This is a genomic window from Weizmannia sp. WK01 (genome assembly GCF_025905465.1).
In the GTDB taxonomy this organism is placed as follows: domain Bacteria; phylum Bacillota; class Bacilli; order Bacillales; family Bacillaceae_C; genus Weizmannia; species Weizmannia faecalis.
Window position 1 is genome coordinate 1,323,177 of the sequence record NZ_CP109616.1, and the last position, 17,303, is coordinate 1,340,479.

The 17,303-nt window shown below is 47.8% G+C and carries 22 protein-coding genes; 17 read left to right on the forward strand and 5 right to left on the reverse strand.

Annotated features, from left to right (window positions below; translation table 11 throughout):
* The first annotated feature begins 3 nt into the window (after positions 1–3).
* The 4 genes from ctaD to ctaG all read left to right on the forward strand — a co-directional run bounded on the left by ctaD (position 4) and on the right by ctaG (position 4,143).
* Positions 4–1,875 carry a cytochrome c oxidase subunit I gene (gene ctaD / locus OF158_RS06055; protein ID WP_017552179.1) on the forward strand — a complete coding sequence of 624 codons (1,872 nt, stop codon included), beginning with the start codon at positions 4–6 and terminating at the stop codon, positions 1,873–1,875.
* The gene (locus OF158_RS06060) at positions 1,875–2,501 is read left to right on the forward strand and encodes a cytochrome (ubi)quinol oxidase subunit III (protein WP_014095592.1); all 627 of its coding nucleotides are present in this window, start codon (positions 1,875–1,877) and stop codon (positions 2,499–2,501) included. Before ctaD ends, OF158_RS06060 begins: the two co-directional genes overlap by 1 nt.
* Before the next feature lies 1 nt (position 2,502).
* Positions 2,503–2,832, forward strand: coding sequence for a cytochrome c oxidase subunit IVB (gene ctaF, locus OF158_RS06065; protein WP_017552180.1), 330 nt, complete (start codon positions 2,503–2,505; stop codon positions 2,830–2,832).
* A gap of 339 nt (positions 2,833–3,171) precedes the next feature.
* Complete coding sequence (gene ctaG, locus OF158_RS06070) at positions 3,172–4,143, forward strand: cytochrome c oxidase assembly factor CtaG (RefSeq protein WP_080738139.1); 972 nt, start codon at positions 3,172–3,174, stop codon at positions 4,141–4,143.
* 55 nt (positions 4,144–4,198) lie between these two features.
* Here ctaG and OF158_RS06075 read toward each other — a convergent pair whose 3' ends face one another.
* Positions 4,199–4,558: a YugN family protein gene (locus OF158_RS06075; RefSeq protein ID WP_017552182.1), complete on the reverse strand. Its 360-nt coding sequence runs from the start codon at positions 4,556–4,558 to the stop codon at positions 4,199–4,201.
* A gap of 260 nt (positions 4,559–4,818) precedes the next feature.
* Here OF158_RS06075 and OF158_RS06080 point away from each other — a divergent pair, with 260 nt between their 5' ends.
* Entirely contained in the window at positions 4,819–5,838 is a 1,020-nt protein-coding gene (locus tag OF158_RS06080; RefSeq protein ID WP_017552183.1) for a CAP domain-containing protein, read from the forward strand.
* A 100-nt stretch (positions 5,839–5,938) separates the two neighbouring features.
* Here OF158_RS06080 and OF158_RS06085 read toward each other — a convergent pair whose 3' ends face one another.
* Complete coding sequence (locus OF158_RS06085) at positions 5,939–6,418, reverse strand: PaaI family thioesterase (protein ID WP_014095587.1); 480 nt, start codon at positions 6,416–6,418, stop codon at positions 5,939–5,941.
* Positions 6,419–6,597: 179 nt separating this feature from the next.
* On the opposite strand from OF158_RS06085, the gene OF158_RS06090 reads away from it, so the two are divergent.
* From OF158_RS06090 to OF158_RS06110, 5 genes are all read left to right on the forward strand, one after another.
* Complete coding sequence (locus OF158_RS06090; RefSeq protein ID WP_017552184.1) at positions 6,598–6,990, forward strand: YlbD family protein; 393 nt, start codon at positions 6,598–6,600, stop codon at positions 6,988–6,990.
* Positions 6,991–7,005: 15 nt separating this feature from the next.
* The gene (locus tag OF158_RS06095) at positions 7,006–7,245 is read left to right on the forward strand and encodes a YlbE-like family protein (protein ID WP_014095585.1); all 240 of its coding nucleotides are present in this window, start codon (positions 7,006–7,008) and stop codon (positions 7,243–7,245) included.
* A gap of 73 nt (positions 7,246–7,318) precedes the next feature.
* Positions 7,319–7,696, forward strand: coding sequence for a hypothetical protein (locus tag OF158_RS06100; RefSeq protein ID WP_017552185.1), 378 nt, complete (start codon positions 7,319–7,321; stop codon positions 7,694–7,696).
* Positions 7,697–7,756: 60 nt separating this feature from the next.
* Positions 7,757–8,197: a YlbF/YmcA family competence regulator gene (locus OF158_RS06105; protein ID WP_014095583.1), complete on the forward strand. Its 441-nt coding sequence runs from the start codon at positions 7,757–7,759 to the stop codon at positions 8,195–8,197.
* Between the two features lie 93 nt (positions 8,198–8,290).
* Positions 8,291–8,566, forward strand: coding sequence for a YlbG family protein (locus tag OF158_RS06110; RefSeq protein ID WP_014095582.1), 276 nt, complete (start codon positions 8,291–8,293; stop codon positions 8,564–8,566).
* Positions 8,567–8,705: 139 nt separating this feature from the next.
* Here the strand turns inward: OF158_RS06110 and OF158_RS06115 are convergent, their stop codons facing one another.
* On the reverse strand, positions 8,706–9,095 hold the full coding sequence (locus tag OF158_RS06115; RefSeq protein WP_014095581.1) for a DUF7147 family protein: 390 nt from the start codon (positions 9,093–9,095) through the stop codon (positions 8,706–8,708).
* 409 nt (positions 9,096–9,504) lie between these two features.
* On the opposite strand from OF158_RS06115, the gene rsmD reads away from it, so the two are divergent.
* A complete protein-coding gene (gene rsmD / locus OF158_RS06120; protein WP_017552186.1) occupies positions 9,505–10,101 on the forward strand; it encodes a 16S rRNA (guanine(966)-N(2))-methyltransferase RsmD in 597 nt (198 codons plus the stop codon).
* Complete coding sequence (gene coaD, locus OF158_RS06125; protein WP_017552187.1) at positions 10,067–10,552, forward strand: pantetheine-phosphate adenylyltransferase; 486 nt, start codon at positions 10,067–10,069, stop codon at positions 10,550–10,552. The genes rsmD and coaD overlap by 35 nt, the downstream gene beginning before the upstream one ends.
* Positions 10,553–10,828: 276 nt before the next feature.
* Here the strand turns inward: coaD and ylbJ are convergent, their stop codons facing one another.
* Positions 10,829–12,049: a sporulation integral membrane protein YlbJ gene (gene ylbJ, locus OF158_RS06130; RefSeq protein WP_035181928.1), complete on the reverse strand. Its 1,221-nt coding sequence runs from the start codon at positions 12,047–12,049 to the stop codon at positions 10,829–10,831.
* A gap of 125 nt (positions 12,050–12,174) precedes the next feature.
* Here ylbJ and OF158_RS06135 point away from each other — a divergent pair, with 125 nt between their 5' ends.
* Both OF158_RS06135 and OF158_RS06140 read left to right on the forward strand, forming a co-directional pair.
* Positions 12,175–12,966 (forward strand): patatin-like phospholipase family protein, encoded by a 792-nt coding sequence (locus OF158_RS06135; protein ID WP_014095577.1) that lies wholly within the window; start codon positions 12,175–12,177, stop codon positions 12,964–12,966.
* Positions 12,963–14,012, forward strand: a complete 1,050-nt coding sequence (locus OF158_RS06140; RefSeq protein WP_017552189.1) for a SepM family pheromone-processing serine protease — start codon at positions 12,963–12,965, stop codon at positions 14,010–14,012. Before OF158_RS06135 ends, OF158_RS06140 begins: the two co-directional genes overlap by 4 nt.
* 332 nt (positions 14,013–14,344) lie before the next feature.
* On the opposite strand, the gene OF158_RS06145 is transcribed toward OF158_RS06140, so the two are convergent.
* Positions 14,345–15,571, reverse strand: a complete 1,227-nt coding sequence (locus tag OF158_RS06145; protein ID WP_035181957.1) for a nucleotidyltransferase — start codon at positions 15,569–15,571, stop codon at positions 14,345–14,347.
* Between the two features lie 283 nt (positions 15,572–15,854).
* On the opposite strand from OF158_RS06145, the gene OF158_RS06150 reads away from it, so the two are divergent.
* From OF158_RS06150 to OF158_RS06160, 3 genes are all read left to right on the forward strand, one after another.
* A complete protein-coding gene (locus tag OF158_RS06150; protein ID WP_017552192.1) occupies positions 15,855–16,400 on the forward strand; it encodes a YceD family protein in 546 nt (181 codons plus the stop codon).
* Positions 16,401–16,452: 52 nt separating this feature from the next.
* Entirely contained in the window at positions 16,453–16,626 is a 174-nt protein-coding gene (gene rpmF, locus OF158_RS06155; protein WP_014095573.1) for a 50S ribosomal protein L32, read from the forward strand.
* 160 nt (positions 16,627–16,786) lie between these two features.
* The gene (locus tag OF158_RS06160; RefSeq protein WP_035181925.1) at positions 16,787–17,299 is read left to right on the forward strand and encodes an RsfA family transcriptional regulator; all 513 of its coding nucleotides are present in this window, start codon (positions 16,787–16,789) and stop codon (positions 17,297–17,299) included.
* Positions 17,300–17,303: the final 4 nt, after the last annotated feature.

Below are 17,303 nucleotides of genomic sequence, written 5' to 3' on the forward strand. Positions count from 1 at the left end.
AAAGTGAGCGTAGGAACAAAAAAGGCAGGTTTTGGCGCCACTGTCTATGAATATCTCACAACAGTGGATCATAAAAAAATCGGCATTTTGTATTTGATTACAGGGGGATTGTTTTTTGTCATCGGCGGGATTGAAGCGCTGATGATCCGCATACAGCTGGCGGTGCCGAACAATCATTTTGTCGGCGCGGATACGTACAATCAAGTCATGACAATGCACGGCACTACCATGATCTTTCTTGCGGCCATGCCGCTCTTGTTTGGTTTTATGAATGCGATTGTCCCGCTTCAGATCGGTGCCCGTGATGTGGCTTTTCCGTTTTTAAATGCATTGGGGTTCTGGTTGTTTTTCTTTGGCGGTATTTTCTTGAATTTATCCTGGTTTCTTGGGGGCGCGCCCGATGCGGGGTGGACTTCCTATGCTTCACTGTCCCTCGCATCTGGCGGACACGGGATTGATTTTTATTCACTCGGGCTGCAAGTTTCAGGTTTCGGTACGCTCATTGCTGGGGTGAATTTCCTTGTGACGATTATGAACATGCGGGCGCCGGGAATGACGTACATGCGCATGCCGATGTTCACATGGACGACTTTCGTTGTGTCCGCCCTTATTCTGTTTGCGTTTCCACCACTTACAGCCGGTTTGTTCTTGCTAACATTTGATCGGATGTTCGGTGCGAAATTTTTTGACGTGGCCTTCGGAGGAAATACCATCATTTGGGAACATCTTTTCTGGATTTTCGGGCATCCGGAAGTCTACATTTTAATTTTGCCGGCATTTGGCATTTTCTCTGAAATTTTTGCACATTTTTCTAAAAAGCGATTATTCGGATACTCTTCCATGGTATTCGCCGTTATTTTAATTGGGTTTTTAGGCTTTATGGTGTGGGCCCACCATATGTTTACAACCGGCCTGGGCAATGTAGCCAACGCCATTTTTGCCGTGTCTACAATGACCATTGCGGTGCCGACGGGCATTAAAATTTTCAACTGGCTGCTTACGATGTGGGGCGGGAGCATCCGGTTTACAACGCCGATGCTTTATGCGGCTGCTTTCATCCCGTCCTTTACATTGGGCGGTGTTACCGGGGTGATGCTCGCGGCTGCACCTGCTGACTACCAATATCATGACAGCTATTTTGTTGTAGCCCACTTCCACTATGTTATTGTCGGCGGTGTTGTTTTCGGGTTGCTTGCGGCACTGCATTATTACTGGCCGAAAATGTTCGGCACGATGCTGAATGAGACAATGGGGAAAATCACATTCTGGCTATTTTTCATTGGTTTCCATTTAACCTTTATGATCCAGCACTGGCTCGGATTGCTCGGGATGCCGAGAAGGCAGTGGACATATCTGCCGAATCAAGGCTGGGATACGGATAACCTCGTCAGTTCATCCGGCGCGGTGTTGATGGCGGCAGGTGTGCTAATCCTCGTGGCCAATATTGTTGTCACGGCCGTCCAGAACCGGAAAGTCGGAAACGATCCGTGGGAGTTTGGCAGGACGCTCGAATGGTCGATTTCCTCTCCGCCGCCGGAATACAACTTTGCACAAACACCGCTTGTCAGAGGAATTGACACCTGGTGGCTCGAAAAAATGGAAGGGAAAAAACAGGTGACACCAGCAGAGCCGATCAAAGACATCCATATGCCGAACTCGTCCATCTTGCCGTTTTTTATGGCATTCGGTTTATTTATTGCCGCGTTCGGCGCAATGTATCATGCAAACCATACCAAAGCCGGCATCACGATCCTTGTCATCGGCTTGGCGATTACCCTTGGATCGATGCTGATCCGGTCGGTAAAAGATGATACGGGATACCATATTAGGAAGGAAGCCTTAATGGAACGCGAAGAAAGGGGGGCCGGGGCGTAATGGAAATAGAACAAAATTTTACGGCGAAAACATGGCCAGAGTCCCCGGAGCGGGCGACGCTTGAAGGCAGGAATAAATTTCTCGGTTTTTGGCTGTTTTTAGGCGGCGAGACGGTCCTTTTTGCTTCCTTGTTTGCAACCTACCTGGCGCTGAAAGACAAGGGCCCGGCATCAATGGTGCATGCAAAAGACTTATTTGAACTGCCGCTAACCTTTTTGGCCACGGTTTTTCTGTTAACGAGTTCCATTACAAGTGTGTATGCCATTTATCATATGAAAAATTTTGCTTTTAAAAAAATGCAGGCCTGGTTTTTGATTACCGTTTTGCTTGGTGCTTGTTTTCTTGGGCTTGAAGTCTATGAATTCCATCATTATGTGACGGAATACCATCATACATTTACAAGCAGCGCATTCGGTTCCGCGTTTTATACGCTTGTCGGGTTCCACGGCGGCCACGTGGCGTTCGGGCTGTTATGGATTACGACACTGATGGTGCGGAACGCGAAACGGGGATTGAATTTGTACAATGCGCCGAAATTTTACGTGGCAAGCCTGTATTGGCACTTTATTGATGTCGTCTGGGTGTTTATCTTTACGGTTGTATATTTGATGGGGATGGTGGGATAAGATGGAACACAATGCACAAATGGACAGACGCCATGTTGAATACGAATACAGGCGCCGCAAAAGCGCGGAGGAAATGAAGTACCAGGTCGTCAGTTTTATTTTGATGATGTTTTTGACTATTGTTGCATTCTGGGCCGTCCATGCCCATTTGTCCAAATGGTTTACCATTCCGGTTATCCTGCTTTTGGCTGCGATCCAGGTCGTATTTCAGCTGTTTTATTTCATGCATATGAACCATAAGCACCATGAAGGCCCGAAACTTTTCATCTTTGGCGGCACACTCGTCGCATTTGTCACAGTACTGGCATTCCTCACCATCATCTGGTGGTGAAAAGAAAAGCGGAGGGCGTTTGCCCGTCGGCGTATGAATTTCATAGTCCCCGAACTGAGATAAAGGAAACACGGCGAGGAACGAGCCGATGTTGACTTATCGTAGGGGAGGGGACTGGAAATTCACTAGCCGACAGCGCCCGGAGCTAGACAAAGAAAAGCGGAGGCGACTGCTTAGCCCCGACAGGCGAATGTTCCGGCCGGGATGAAGCCTTGGCTTCAGGACGGACGGGTTATTCGACCCGAGGGGCTAGGAGCCGCAGCTAGACAAAGAAAAGCGGAGGGCGTTTGATTATCGGCTGTTAGGAGCCAGAGCTAAAAGTAAAGCGGAGGGCGCTTCTTGGACGCCCCCGCTTTAAATCGATTTGCAATGGTGCGGAAAGGAGTGGTAATGGTGCCGCTTGAAATATTCGGATTTCGTGCACTGTGGAGCCCTTATTTTTTTATCACGATCTTACTGTTTGTTTTTCTTTATTTTCTGCTTGCGTCCTTATGCAAAAGGTCTTATTTGAACGCAATGCCGCCGAGTCCGGTGCAGTCTGTTTCTTTTTGTACAGCGATGGTATTGCTTTACATCGTCAAAGGCTCTCCTGTCGATCTTATCGGGCATATCCTGTTTTCCGTCCATATGCTGCAAATGTCTATCCTTTTTTTCATTGTCGCACCGCTGTTTTTGCGTGGGATGCCGGTGTGGATATTGGAAAAGGGGATGCAGCTTCCGGTTGTCGCGCCCGTTGTCCGGTTCTTTACAAATCCGGTGCTTGCCGTTATCACCTTTAATATCATTTTTTCCCTGTACCACATTCCGGCCGTTTTCGATCAGGTCAAGGTCACTCCGTTTCTCCACAGCATCTACACCATTGTGCTGTTTCTTTTAGCCATAGCGATGTGGTGGCCGATTTTGTCGCCATTGCCCGGGCAATATGCGCTGGGCGGCCTGAAAAAAATCGCTTATTTATTTGCAAGCGCCATGCTTTTAACCCCTGCATGCGCCTTAATCATGTTCGCCAATCATCCGGTTTACAGGAGCTTTTCCGACGGAACGATGTGGCTTTCGTCCATGCATTTATGTGTGCCTGCTGACATGCTCTCCGGAGTGGCGCGTTACGGCTCCCCGGCACTTTTCTCACCGCTTCCTGTACTGCAGGACCAGCAGCTTGGCGGTGTGGTGATGAAAATCATGCAGGAAATCGTCTACGGCATCATGCTTGCCCGCATTTTTTTCCAATGGGCAAGGACAGAACAGGAAGATGGCAGTACGGAAAAGAATCCGGTTGCCGGAGAACAGCGGAGGCTAATGGAACAGCATTAAAAAAAGGCCGCTCTCTATGGCCCACCGTTTTAAGGGGCCACAGGAGCGGCACATTTTATTCAGCAAATACAACCAAGTCTTCTTTAAGCGCTTCCAAAATTTTTCTGCAATACTTGACGAGATCATGCGGAAAATACTCGTCATCGCCGTATTCCACACCATGCGGATAATAATATTTTCCTAAAATAGGCGCCTTTAACTGAATCACGGCATCAAACGAATCCACATCCCCCTCGGTTGCAACTCCCTGCACGCGAAGATAATAGGTGCCTTCCTGAATCGTAAATTTTCTATCATATGTGACGCGTTCATAATCCCATTGCCCGGCACGTACCATCTTGTGCCGCTCCATTACATCATCCAGCCGCGTCAGATCCACTTTCATATTTTCCAAACCCGTGTCATCAAACCGCAAAAATACCCCTCCCGTCCGCGCAATTAAAATCTTTCAATTTTATCTTATCTGAATACAAACATTTATGCAATGCAAATGTTCATACCCGCAAAAAAACCGGCCGCACCGGCTGCCCTTCGAGGAGGTGATTGAAAAAATTGGTGCTTTTCTGCTTAAAACTGTAAAATATATAATAAAATGAATTAAAGGAGAAAAAATTTACGGAACATCAAGAGAGGTGAAGTCACCTGCGTACCTTTTTAAAAACAGCCGCGATCCTTGTGATCATATTTCTGATCGGACTTTATGTCCAGCTTCGTCCTGAAAACGGCGTACTGCAAAACCATTCCTCTAACAAGAAAATGGATAACAGTTCTGACATTCATGACCACAGCAAGGATCAAACGTACAGCCGTCCGGATCATGGCATGTCGGTATATATCGGGAAACCTGTGAAAACGTTGACCACACATTTCGGAAAACCACAAAGGGTGGATCCGTCTCCATATGGTTATGATTGGTGGATTTATAAGAAAAAATCGACCGGTTATTTTCAGGCCGGCGTGAAAAATGGCAAGGTTACGACCATTTACGCTGTCGGAACCCGTTTAGACGTAGCCCCGTTTGAGATTGGAGAAAATGTAGAAAAAATTTACAGTTCCATTTTAATGGATACGGATATGACGGTGCAAACAAATGAAGGCACATACCGCTTTGAATTGTCGGAAGAAGATTTGAATATCCGCCCGCTTGTCCGTCTTGGGGATATCTATGCCCAGCTGGCGCTTGATAAGTTCAGCGGCAAATTGCTGTTTATCCGTTTTATGGATAAAAACACACTGACGATGCTGCATCCATATGAAATGGTGTACCACGGAGAACTGCCCGAATCCGTTCCGGAGGATGATCCGAAATGGGTTGACGTAGAAAAGGCGAACGCCAGGCAAATTTTTGACCTTACAAACATTGTCAGGGCACGATTCGGTTTAAAAAAACTGGCCTGGAATACAGCTCTTTCCGAAGTGGCGTACAATCACAGCAAAGACATGGCTGACGACCATTATTTTTCGCATGTCTCCCCCAAATATGGAGACTTAAAAGAAAGATTAAAGAATGGGCATGTTTCTTATGCTGCGGCTGGGGAAAATATTGCCGCCCACTATACGGATGGTCCGGCTGCTGTGGAGGGATGGCTTAATTCAGAAGGCCACCGGAAAACATTGCTGGAGAAAGATTTCACCCATCTTGGCGTCGGGGTGTACCAGAAATACTATACCCAGGATTTCATGAAGGCACCATAGCCGGATACCGTTCCAGCCTAAGCTGGAGAGGGGTCCGGCTGATGTATGCATATAAGGCAGGCGGGCTGCCCGGGGCTTTTGAAAGGGTATTTCCGGCTTCTCATTTCAAAATGAAAAAAGAACCCGTGCAATGGGCGATCTTTGTCCCGTCATCCCGAAAGGCAGTTCCTTCCAGCACCATCGTTTGCGTGCCGCGGTGGATTACCTTTGCCTTCGCTTTTAAGCGGCTTCCCGTCCCCGGGGCAATATAATGAATGGTGAGATTGGATGTAACAGCCTGCTGACCCGCCGGCAACAGGCGATTTGCCATCACGCCCATTGCTGTATCAAGCAGGGTTGCCGTTACACCGCCGTGAACGATGGAAAAGTTATTGTAGAGTAACGGCGTAACTGGAATGGTCACCTCGCATTCTTCCCCATCGAAGTCCGCTTCCATCAAAAAGAGATCCTTGAAATATGTACGTTCGTTCCCGGCTTGTTTATTGGAAAGTCCATTTAACATTTGCTGCAATACGATTAAGTCTTCTTCCGTTGCCGCTTGGACCACTTTTTCAAAAGTATGGTGTATTTCTTCTTTCATCTCCTGATACCTCTTTTAACGCGTTTTTTTAAAAGCATACCCATATCGTATCAAAATTCACGGGAAATGAAAACCTTCACACCTGCTTACTGCCGGCATATGCTGGATATGAGGAAGGTATGTGAACGTAACAGAAAGCCAACGTTCGAAAAAAATGTTTTCTCGCGGGGTGAGCGGAAATGGGAACGAAAAAATTGCATCCTTCCGTAGAAAAGTTTAAAGCTTTTACAAAAACCCATCCTTTGATTTTAAAAGAAGTCCGGGGCGGAAAAAAGTCTTTACAGGATTTCTTTGAAGAATGGTATATACTGGGCGAAGACGACCCGGTCTGGGAAAAATACGCGGCAGAAGGCAGTGAAACGAAGGAAAAAACGGGCGGGAGAAGCAGCTGGCTGAACCAGCTCGGCGCGATGCTCGAGAACCTGGACCCAGCACAGGTCCAAGGCCACCTGCAGCATTTGACGGAAGCGATTACCGCCGTCCAAAATGTGATCACGCAGTTTACAGGGGGGCAGACGCCACAATCCCAGGCTCCCCAGCCGAAGGGCCCGTTTTCATTCAGAAAAGACTAGAGAGGGGCTGCACATATGCGGAACGAAGTAATGGAAGTCATCCGGCAGTCGAACGAATGGAAAACTTTTTTAAGGGAGCAGCCGGCGTGGTACCGGAAATTGTCAAGGCATCCCGAGGAACTGGAGCAATTTCAAATTGCCGCGCTCCATTATTACCAGAAAACGATCCCGCAGCGGGTTGAAAAGTTTGCAAACGGGTTGCAAATGGCACAAATGATGATGCATATGGTGCAGTCCATCTATGAACAAGGATGATTTCCGAAAAAATTTGCCTTTTTTGAGTAAATCAGCGCTTTCTTGCGGAAAATAACCGCAAGGAGTGATCGAAATGAAGATGGCTGCAGGATTCCTTGCTGTATGTTTGCTGTTTGCCGGCTGCAGCGGGCATATGCCGCGTAAAGAGCAGCGGGAAGCGGATGCTGCTTCCGCGGCAGAAAACCAGGCATCAGTCCGGTATTTTGTAAAAGATCGGGATTTGTTTGTGGAATGTATGATTCCAAGCGTCACCTTTTCAGGCAGCCGGCATGCCAAACCGGCAAAAATCAAAGTCTATGTGGATGGTGTATGGAAAGGCGAGTACAATACGGCTGCATTTGTTGTAAAAGGGCTTGATAAAGGGGTACATACAGTGCAGCTGGAAGTAGTGGACAAAAACACAGGCGCCCGCCTAGGCATTCACAGGCAGTTTTATATTTCTGTCAGCTGATCGGGCAAATTCGCAAAGCTTGCGGAAACATGGTAAAATCATCATGTGGAGGTGAGCTTTTTGCTTGCAACATTGGAAAGCGCGGAAATTTTGTCTGAAGCTGAAGCACTGGCGAAAATGGTCATTGCCTCGGATATTGCCGAAAATTACCGGGACTGCTATAACAGGATGTATCATGATCCAGCCACACAGCAGAAAATCCGGAAATTTGCACGCCTGAAAGAACAGTTTGAGGAAGTCCAGCGCTTTGGCAGGTATCACCCTGATTATAAACGCATCAACAAAGAAACAAGGGAAGCCAAGAGGGAAATGGATCTGGATGAGAACGTCGCAAGATTCAGGCGGGCGGAAAATGCCCTCCAGGATCTGCTCGACCAAATCAGCCTGATGATTGGCAAATCTGTTTCTGAACATATAAAAGTGCCGACCGGAAATCCGTTTTTTGATGCCTCTTGTTCCGGCGGCTGCGGAACCGGCGGCAGCTGCAGCTGTTCCGCATAAATCGTGATAAGGCCGCAATCCGCGGCCTTTCCTTATTGTTCCGTGAAAAAAGGTATGGTACACTCATTAAAAAAAGCACGAAGGGGAAACGCTATGTTATCAGATCGGCAGGGCCTCATCATTTGGCTGTATCAGATGAAGCATACGAAACATTTACGAAGATTTGGCAATGTCCATTATGCGTCAAAAAGGATGAAGTATGCCGTCCTTTATTGTGACCGCAAAGAGATAGAGCAGGTAAAAGCGAAAATTGAAAATCTTCCGTTTGTAAGGAAAGTGGATTATTCCATGAAGCCGTTTTTAAAAACGGAATATGAAAACGCAAAACCGGACAAAGCAAAAGAATACGATTATAAAATAGGGCTATAAAGGCGCCGGGTTTGCATGCTAGCATTCCCTGCGTGTGCATCACCGCAAATCCGCCGTGCCCAAAAAAGCGTTGCTGCCCGGAAGCTCCGTCCCGCGCATTTTAAATCAAGCACATCCGGCTGCACTCTGGCCGAAATATTTATTGCAGCGGCGGAATCAGCCGGTTCATTCTTAATATGCCGATTAAATATTGATAAAAAAGGTTTTTGTCGGAAAAAGACGAAGATGGCCGGACTTCGAGTTCCACAATGTCCGCTCCTAAAGCAGCTGCGGTTTCGGCAAACAGGCTGTACCGTTTGTTTGGCTGCACCCTCGGATCCGGAATCCCTTCAAGGCAAACGTATAACGCCTGAAATTCCCCCGGATCGGTCGGTTTTAAAATGAGCACGGGCGAAGTGACAGCTTGATCCGCAACGATGGTATGAAGGGCAAGCATGCCGTGCAGCCGGTGCCGGTTTGCTTTTGCCAGTTCGATCAGTTCAAATAAATCTGTATATCCGTTTCCTAGTTCAATAAATCTTTGTTGCATCTTCATTCCTCGCTTACAAACAAATTTGCTGCTTCTATTCTACTGCACTTCTTTTTATTCGGAAAGTATTTCTGCAAAATAAACCGGGGGAGATGCCGGCCGGCTTTTTGAAACGACGTGCCCGGCCTAGATGCGGAAAATAAAAAACCCTGCAGCCAATACTGCAGGGCCCTTCTATATCCTTATTCCGGACAGAAGGCAAAGGGAGAGGAGAAACCGGAGGAAGAACTTATGGGGAAACGTAAGTCTTCTCCGCGGTTGGCAGCAACATCTTTTGATGCTGCTGGTATCATTATGGCCAACTTTTCCTGAATTATACTTTTGCTTTAAATTTTGGTGAAAAACTTTTCCACCCGGCCGGAAAATATGGTAGGATAAGATGGAAATCTGATGATACGTGGTGACCAGCATGAGAGTCATTTCAGGCAGCCAAAAGGGCACTGTTTTAAAAGCCGTTCCGGGAATGGGAACGAGGCCTACGACAGATAAAGTAAAAGAAGCGATTTTTAATATGATCGGCCCGTATTTTGAAAAAGGCCTGGGCCTCGATTTATATGCAGGGAGCGGCGGGCTCGGGATCGAAGCCTTGAGCAGGGGTATGGAGAAAGTGATTTTCGTTGATAAGGAGATCCAGGCGCTGCAAACCGTCCGGGCCAACCTGGAAAAATGCGAATTTTTAGGCCGGAGTGAAGTATACCGGAACGATGCCGGCCGTGCATTGAAAGTGCTGGCGAAACGGGGGCTTGCCTTTGATACGGTATTTCTCGACCCGCCTTACAAAAAGCAAAAACTAACCGCGATGCTGAAATTTATCTCGGCAAACGGCCTTCTCCGTGAAAACGGTTACGCTGTTTGCGAGCACGACGCCGGACTGACCTTACCGGAAAAAGCGGGCAATCTTTTTACATATAAAACAGCACAGTACGGCATCACCGGCATCACGATTTACACGAAAAAGGGGGATGAAACCCGTGGGGAAGACCGCGATCTGCCCGGGCAGCTTTGATCCGATTACAAACGGGCATTTGGATATTATTAAAAGAGGGGCAAAAGTATTCGACAAAGTCTATGTGGCAGTGCTGAACAATATTTCAAAACAGCCGCTTTTCGATATTGAAGAAAGAAAAGCGCTGATCCGGGAAGTGACAAAAGAGATCCCGAATGTGGAAGTCGATTCCTTCCAGGGGCTTTTAATGGAATATGCAGAATCAAAAAAAGCGGATGTGATTATCCGGGGCTTACGGGCTGTTTCGGATTTTGAATATGAATTGCAGCTGACGTCCATGAACCGTGTGCTGAATGACAGAATTGAAACCTTTTTTATCATGACAAACAACCAGTATTCTTTTCTCAGCTCAAGCATTGTGAAAGAAATCGCCAAATACCACGGCAATATTGCGGAACTGGTACCACCAGTTGTGCATGAAGCATTGAAAAAGAAATTTCAGGGGCAATAGAAAAGCGGGCGGAACCGGACATTCCGGAAGAGCTGGACGAACACAGAAGTGTTGATACAATAGAAAAAGCAATGGGAACCGGACATACCGGCCGTACATAAAGTGCCGGAAAATCCCGGGCTGGGCCGGATGTACATTTTAAACCGGCTCCCCAAAACCGGACATGCCGTTTATACACCGCACTAAAAACTTTAAAAACAGGCCCGGTTTATTTATTGAAAAATTTGCGAAGGCATCAGAAAAAGCGGGAATGCTCCCCGCTTTTTTGCGCTTTTTTCAGGCCTGGTCCGCCCGGCAGGCACGATAATAAAGAAAAATGTACAGTACAAGACAGGACAGGGTAAACAACGGCCCGTAGATTTCAAGCCAATCTGTCACACGCGCGTACAAGCTGCGGCCTCCACCTGGCATACCAAAAGCTTCCTGCCACGCGCTTTTTTCAGCAAAAAAGCGTAAGTAGACCGGATTCCAAACGAGCCGGATGATCACAGCCGACAGAAAACCGTGCAGCAGGCGGGCAAGAAAAAACGGCCGGAAACGGATATCCGTCTGGGCAAGAATACTGGCCACCTGTGCCTGGATGCTGAATCCGCCAAACCCGAGGATGAAGCTCGCGGCGATGGCCTGCTGAAGCAGCGAGGATTCCTGCACTTCACTGATCATTTGGATTCCGAGCGTTACTTCGAAAAGGCCGGAAATGAGCGGGATGCTCAGCTTTTCCGAAAAATGCGCAAGGTGAAGCAGCTGGGAGACAAACATGCCGAATACGGACGTGACATGCATATACAGAAGCAATTTATTAAAGACTGAAAACAGGATGATAAATCCGCCGATCATCAGAAGCGTCTGGATGGCGGACATGACAGCGTCCCCGAGCAGCTTCCCGATCGGCTTGCTGTTTTTAATTCTTGTCGCATGCAAAACGAGAAGCGCTTCTTTTAAAAGAAAAGTATGTTTCTTTTTCGGCCCTCTTGTATCCTCGCCGGTTCCGTAAAAACGCATCACCAGGCCGACAATAATATTGCCCGCATAATGCGCCGCGGCAAACAGAAGGCCGAGAGAAGGATTATGGAAAAAGCCGACAGCGACCGCCCCGAAAATAAAAAGGGGGCTGGAAGAACTGGTGAACGCTACAAGCCGTTCTGCTTCAACCCGGTCAATCTGTTTTTCCTGACGGAGACGGGCGGTCAACTTCGCCCCTGAAGGATTGCCGGAAGCAAGCCCCATGGCCCAAGTAAACCCGCCAACACCGGGAACACGGAATAATGGCCGCATCAACGGCTCCAAGAGAACACCGACGAAGCGGACCACTCCGAAGCCGATCAGCAGTTCAGAAATGACAAAAAAAGGAAAAAGTGAGGGGAAAACGACTTCCCACCACATATTTAAACCTTGAATGGAGGCTTTAAAAGATTCATCCGGCAATACAATCATGGAAATCGCCATTATCGAAACGCTGAAGGCCAAAATGGCGCTTTTGAGTTTAGACTGGTACAATCTGTGTTCCTCCCCTGTCTTTCAATCCGCAGCACTTGCTCGCTTGTCCCTATAAATCAAATATACTCATAGGTCTGTAAATTAGACCATAAACTGTACGAAAGAAGGACACGAGGAGGGGGACAATGGCGGGTCGCCCAAAAATCGGATTGGCGCTCGGATCGGGAGGCGCCAGAGGCTTTGCGCATATCGGCGTATTGAAAGTTTTTGAAGAGGAAGGCATTCCGGTGGATATGATTTCCGGCAGCAGCATTGGGGCGCTGGTTGCGGCGCTGTACGGGGCGGGGCGGACTGTCCGCGAGATGGAGCTGCTTTCCGGTGCATTTAAACGCAAATATTATTTGGACTTTAAAATTGGCAAGATGGGCCTGATTTCGGGGAAAAGAATTGAAGATCTGATCCGTTTGCTCGTTCATGGGAAAAAACTTGAAGAATTGAACCCACCTGTTGCCGTTGTCGCCGCAAATCTTTCAAACGGCGAAAAAACGGTGTTCAAAAAAGGGCCGGTTCAAGAAGCGGTGCGCGCCAGCATTTCCATCCCTGGCATTTTTGTCCCGAAAAAAATTGGCGGCCATCTTTTTGTGGACGGCGGTGTGGTGGACCGCGTCCCGGTGTCCGTTGTAAAGGAAATGGGGGCGGAGCTTTTGATCGGGGTGGATGTTTCCGTCATGAAAAAAGAAGCGGAAATCCGCCATATTTATGATGTGATTATGCAAAGCATCGATATCATGCAGATGGAACTGGCCGAAAGCCGGAAAACGGAAGCCCATGTTTTGATCCGCCCCGATGTCTCAATGTACAGTTCAATGGCTTTTACAAATGCCGGACAAATCATTAAGATAGGGGAAGAAGCAGCAAAACAATCCGTAACTGAAATACAGCAATTGCTGGAAAAATGGAAGGAGCCCGACAAATGAAACACCGAAACATCCGGCGGCGCATATTGATTGTGGCAGTGCTGATTCTTGCCCTCCTGTCCTTTGTGCCGCTGCCTTATTATATTGAAATGCCGGGGAGTGCCATGCAGCTTGCCCCGCTGATCAAAGTAAAGGGCGGCTATCCTGAAAAAGGCCAATTGATGCTGACGACTGTCCGTATGGGCCGCGCGAATCCGTATACGTATCTTTGGGCAAAAATGAGAAAACACGAGGATGTCGTACCGGTTCGTGAAATTATGGATAAAAATATGACGGACGAGGAATACAATGTCTATCAGCTTTATTTAATGGAATCAGCAAAACATAATGCCATCCAGGCTGCTTTTAAGAAGGCAAAAAGGCCGTTCAGCTCCCATTACGAAGGGATTTATGTCCTGAATGTATATGACGGGATGCCGGCCGCAAAAGTGCTCAAAGCCGGGGACAGAATTACAAAAGTGGACGGCCATGCATTCAAGTCTTCCAAACAGTTTATGAACTATGTCGCAAAGAAAAAAGCCGGGGACAAAGTGAAATTGGACTATATGCGTCATAAAAAGGCGAAGATGGCAACCGTTGCACTTGCAAAATTCAAGGAAAACCATCATAAAACGGGAATCGGGATCAGCCTTGTCGATGACCGGACCGTCAAATCCGACCCGGCTGTGAAAATGGATACCGAAAAAATCGGTGGCCCTTCCGCCGGGCTGATGTTCACATTGGAAATCTACAACCAGCTGACCAAACAGGACATCACAAAAGGCTATAAAATTGCCGGAACCGGAACCATTTCGCCAAACGGGGAGGTCGGCCGCATCGGCGGGATTGATAAAAAAGTGATTGCAGCGGACAAAGCAGGGGCGGACATTTTCTTTGCTCCAGATGATACGATTACACCTGAAATGAAAAAAGCCGAGCCTGGCATCAAGCCGAATTACGAAGAGGCAAAAGCGGCGGCGAAAGAAATCGGGACGAACATGAAAATTGTACCGGTCAAAACACTGGATGATGCACTCGCCTATTTAAACGGCCTGAAACAAAAATAACCGGAAAGCCGCTTGTTTTAGCGGCTTTTCCCTGTAAAGAAGGGGGAAGGCTGTCACGCATCCCGGGCTTTTGCCTGCAAGTCTGAAATGTAATGTGGGTTCCGGTTTTCCGCCTGTAAAAAGCTGAAAATCATGCGTTTCATCGGTTTTTCGCTTGCAAAAAGGTGTTAGCCTGCATGCCTGCAGTTTTTTCGCTTGCAAAAAGGAGAACAGCCTAAGTATGCGGCTTTCTCGTCTGCAAAAAGCCGTTCTCATAAAATCATGCGTTTCATCCGGTTCTTCCCAGCCGCATGCCCGAAGCTTTTCCGCCTGTAAAAAGACAGCCTACGGATTCACGCGCCATCCGTTTTTTCGTCTGCAAAAAAAGGTGGCTTGCTGAATTCCCGGATCATTAAGTGTTCCCGTTCGTTTGCCGGAAGCGGGAGGGCATATATCCGCGCGGCTCTTATGTCCGGTGCAAGCGACGGGGCAGTTTGCAGCGAAAATTTTGAAATAATAGGAACCGGTACCGTTTTTTTCACGCTGTTCAAATAGCGCCTTCCCGTTTCGTTCATGGCGAGCAGCCGGATATACGCCGGCTTTGCCGCATGCTTTTTGATTTCTGCTTTTTTGGCATTGGTTAACAAATGGGTGCAAATTCGCTGCAGTCTTGTCCATGTGTATCGTTTTGTTTTCACTTTTTCCATGAAGTCGGGAAAACTGTTGGCAGATGCCGCGGCTTTTTTTAAACGGTATTCAATGCCTTCTTCCACTTCATAAATGGCGCGTAATTCTTCTTCAGATGAGGAAAGCAGCCGGTAGTGCAAAAAAGGCCAGTAAAGCGCCCAATGCAGGAAGTGCCCGTTGTTGTTGCGGTGCCGGCTCAGTACATGAAATGCTGGTTCCGGCAGCACCGGGCGGGCAGCGTGCAGATCTTCGGTTTGCAAGATGGTTTTTCTGATGGCGCTTGCACTTGCAATTTCACCGGTTATCGCGACGTCATGGTGCCCAGCCGCTTTTCTTTGGACGGTAAAAGCCTCCATCGCCGGGTTTTGCCTTGCTGCCGCGAGCATATAATGGAAGCCGAGAATATTATTGGGTGAGCTTAAATCGAGCGTACTGTCGCCTGGTGCGAGCTTCTGAAAGCTGTTTGATAGCGCTGCCGGATAGCTGATCCCTTTTTTGACCTCGCGCTTGACGGATGCGTTAAATGCCGCTTCGTTTTCAAGCAGGACGGCAGCCGCCTGGCGGAATGCTTCGATGTCGCCGGATTCGCTGCCGAAGCAGAAGCTTTTGCACTGCAAAGCGTCCAAAATGGCAATCCCGCCTGCCGCAAATTTTTCGGCGGGCTGGACGGCAAATGCATACGGCAGTTCGACAACGAGATCCGCGCCCGATAATACGGCCATCTCCGCCCGCGTCCATTTTGAAACAAGCGCCGGCTCGCCCCGCTGCATAAAATAGCCGCTCATTACGGCAATGATACACTCTGCGCCTGTCATCCGCCGCGTCTCGCGAAGATGGTGCAAATGGCCATTATGAAAAGGATTGTACTCCACAATGATGCCGGTACTTTTCAATTGTGATTCCCCTTTCCGGAAGATTTGGATGTTTAAAAGCACCCGTTTGGGATAAGTTATTTTTAACATAACCGGCAAAAAAAGCAATCCTGCCTGCTGCAAAATTTTTTTGAAAAAACGGGGAGTCTTGAAGATGAAAGCGTAAAAAGGACGCGTCTTAAACAAGCCCGGGCCGGTTTCTGGTTTGAAGAAAAATTTTCGTTTTGGACATCATGGTTGTAAAGCAAAAAATATTGACAAAAGGTATGAGGGAAGCTATAATTACCTTTGTTGTCTTGGGGTGATGAAAGTGAAATGGTCTGCCATTCAATTGCAAAAATTTCGGGACAAGCGCTTTGAGATAGATGAATCGGTTGATATTACAAAAGATTTAATGGAAACTGATTCCGAGATCCGCGGGGCTTCGCCTTTCCACGTAACGGGAACGGGGAGTGCTCAGCAGGGCAGGGTGACGTTTGATCTTCACATTGAAGGAACGCTTGTGCTGCCTTGTGCCCGGACGCTTGTTGATGTACATTACCCGGTAGACTTGAAATCGACAGAAACGTTTCTTCTTGAGCCTTCCGATTATGAAGGTGCTGAAGATGAAGAAGTGCATGTTGCCGAAAATGAGGTCATTGATTTGATCCCGGTTATGAAAGAATTGATTTTGCTCGACATTCCCATGCAGGTTTTCAGTGAGGAAGCCAAAAAAGGCGAACTGCCGCATACGGACAACTGGCAGGTGCTGACGGAGGACGAGTATTTGGAAATGGAGCAGAAGGCGGAAAAAGCGGTAGACCCGCGTATGGCCGACCTTGCGAAATTTTTTGACCAGGATTCTGAATAACCGCCATCTTCGGCTAAATGATATGCTGATCTCTTATAAGGAGGTGGGAAGAATGGCTGTACCTTTTAGAAGAACTTCTAAAACGGCAAAAAGAAAACGCCGCACACATTTTAAATTGCAAGTTCCCGGCATGATTGAATGCCCGCGATGCGGTGAAATGAAAATGGCACACCGCGTATGCCCATCTTGCGGTTATTACAAAAACAAAGTTGTGGTAAATAAATAATAAAAGAGCACGGCGCAAACCCGTGCTTTTTTATTTGCCTTCAAAACGCCATCCCTTTCCGCCAAAAGCTTCTCCCCGTTCCTCCTTTTTTTCTCGAAATTTCGTCTATCTTTTCTATCAACGGCATATGAATAGTATTAAAAAGGATGGGGGGAAAGATATGCCGGCAGTCAGACAGGATGCCTGGACACAGGAAGAAGATTTGCTGCTATCGGACATTGTGTTGCGCCATATTCGCGAAGGCAGCACGCAGCTCCGGGCGTTTGAAGAGGCAGGGAAGCGGATGAACCGGACCGCAGCGGCATGCGGGTTCAGGTGGAATTCTTATGTGAGAAAGCAGTACGCCTCAGAAATTGAAGCCGCAAAAAAAGAAAGAAAGGAAAGAAAGCAGCTCGTCCGAGATTCCGGGAGAGCACCGGCTGAAGAAGGGCAGCAGACAGAAGCAACGCTGTTTGATGCCATCCGTATCCTTCAGCAGCTTGCGGAAAAAAGCAGGCACGAGAGTGGGCAGTTGTCCGCATCCCGGCGCGGTACAGAGGAATGGAAAAGCAAATATGAGGCGCTGCTTCAAAAGTATCTTGAAGAAAAGGAAAAGCATGAGCAGCTGCAAAAAGAATACAGTGCGCTCCTTTCCATTATGGAAAAAGCACGGCAGTTGTCTGAGCAAGATTAAAACG

Coding starts and splice junctions, on each gene's coding strand:
- OF158_RS06085 (WP_014095587.1), bottom strand. CDS start 6,418: ATGAAAGAAGAAATACACCATACTTTTGAAAAAGTGGTCCAAGCGGCA.
- OF158_RS06115 (WP_014095581.1), bottom strand. CDS start 9,095: ATGCAACAAAGATTTATTGAACTAGGAAACGGATATACAGATTTATTT.
- OF158_RS06060 (WP_014095592.1), top strand. CDS start 1,875: ATGGAAATAGAACAAAATTTTACGGCGAAAACATGGCCAGAGTCCCCG.
- OF158_RS06090 (WP_017552184.1), top strand. CDS start 6,598: ATGGGAACGAAAAAATTGCATCCTTCCGTAGAAAAGTTTAAAGCTTTT.
- OF158_RS06135 (WP_014095577.1), top strand. CDS start 12,175: ATGGCGGGTCGCCCAAAAATCGGATTGGCGCTCGGATCGGGAGGCGCC.
- OF158_RS06095 (WP_014095585.1), top strand. CDS start 7,006: ATGCGGAACGAAGTAATGGAAGTCATCCGGCAGTCGAACGAATGGAAA.
- ctaF (WP_017552180.1), top strand. CDS start 2,503: ATGGAACACAATGCACAAATGGACAGACGCCATGTTGAATACGAATAC.
- OF158_RS06140 (WP_017552189.1), top strand. CDS start 12,963: ATGAAACACCGAAACATCCGGCGGCGCATATTGATTGTGGCAGTGCTG.
- OF158_RS06150 (WP_017552192.1), top strand. CDS start 15,855: ATGAAAGTGAAATGGTCTGCCATTCAATTGCAAAAATTTCGGGACAAG.
- rpmF (WP_014095573.1), top strand. CDS start 16,453: ATGGCTGTACCTTTTAGAAGAACTTCTAAAACGGCAAAAAGAAAACGC.
- OF158_RS06100 (WP_017552185.1), top strand. CDS start 7,319: ATGAAGATGGCTGCAGGATTCCTTGCTGTATGTTTGCTGTTTGCCGGC.
- rsmD (WP_017552186.1), top strand. CDS start 9,505: ATGAGAGTCATTTCAGGCAGCCAAAAGGGCACTGTTTTAAAAGCCGTT.
- OF158_RS06160 (WP_035181925.1), top strand. CDS start 16,787: ATGCCGGCAGTCAGACAGGATGCCTGGACACAGGAAGAAGATTTGCTG.
- OF158_RS06110 (WP_014095582.1), top strand. CDS start 8,291: ATGTTATCAGATCGGCAGGGCCTCATCATTTGGCTGTATCAGATGAAG.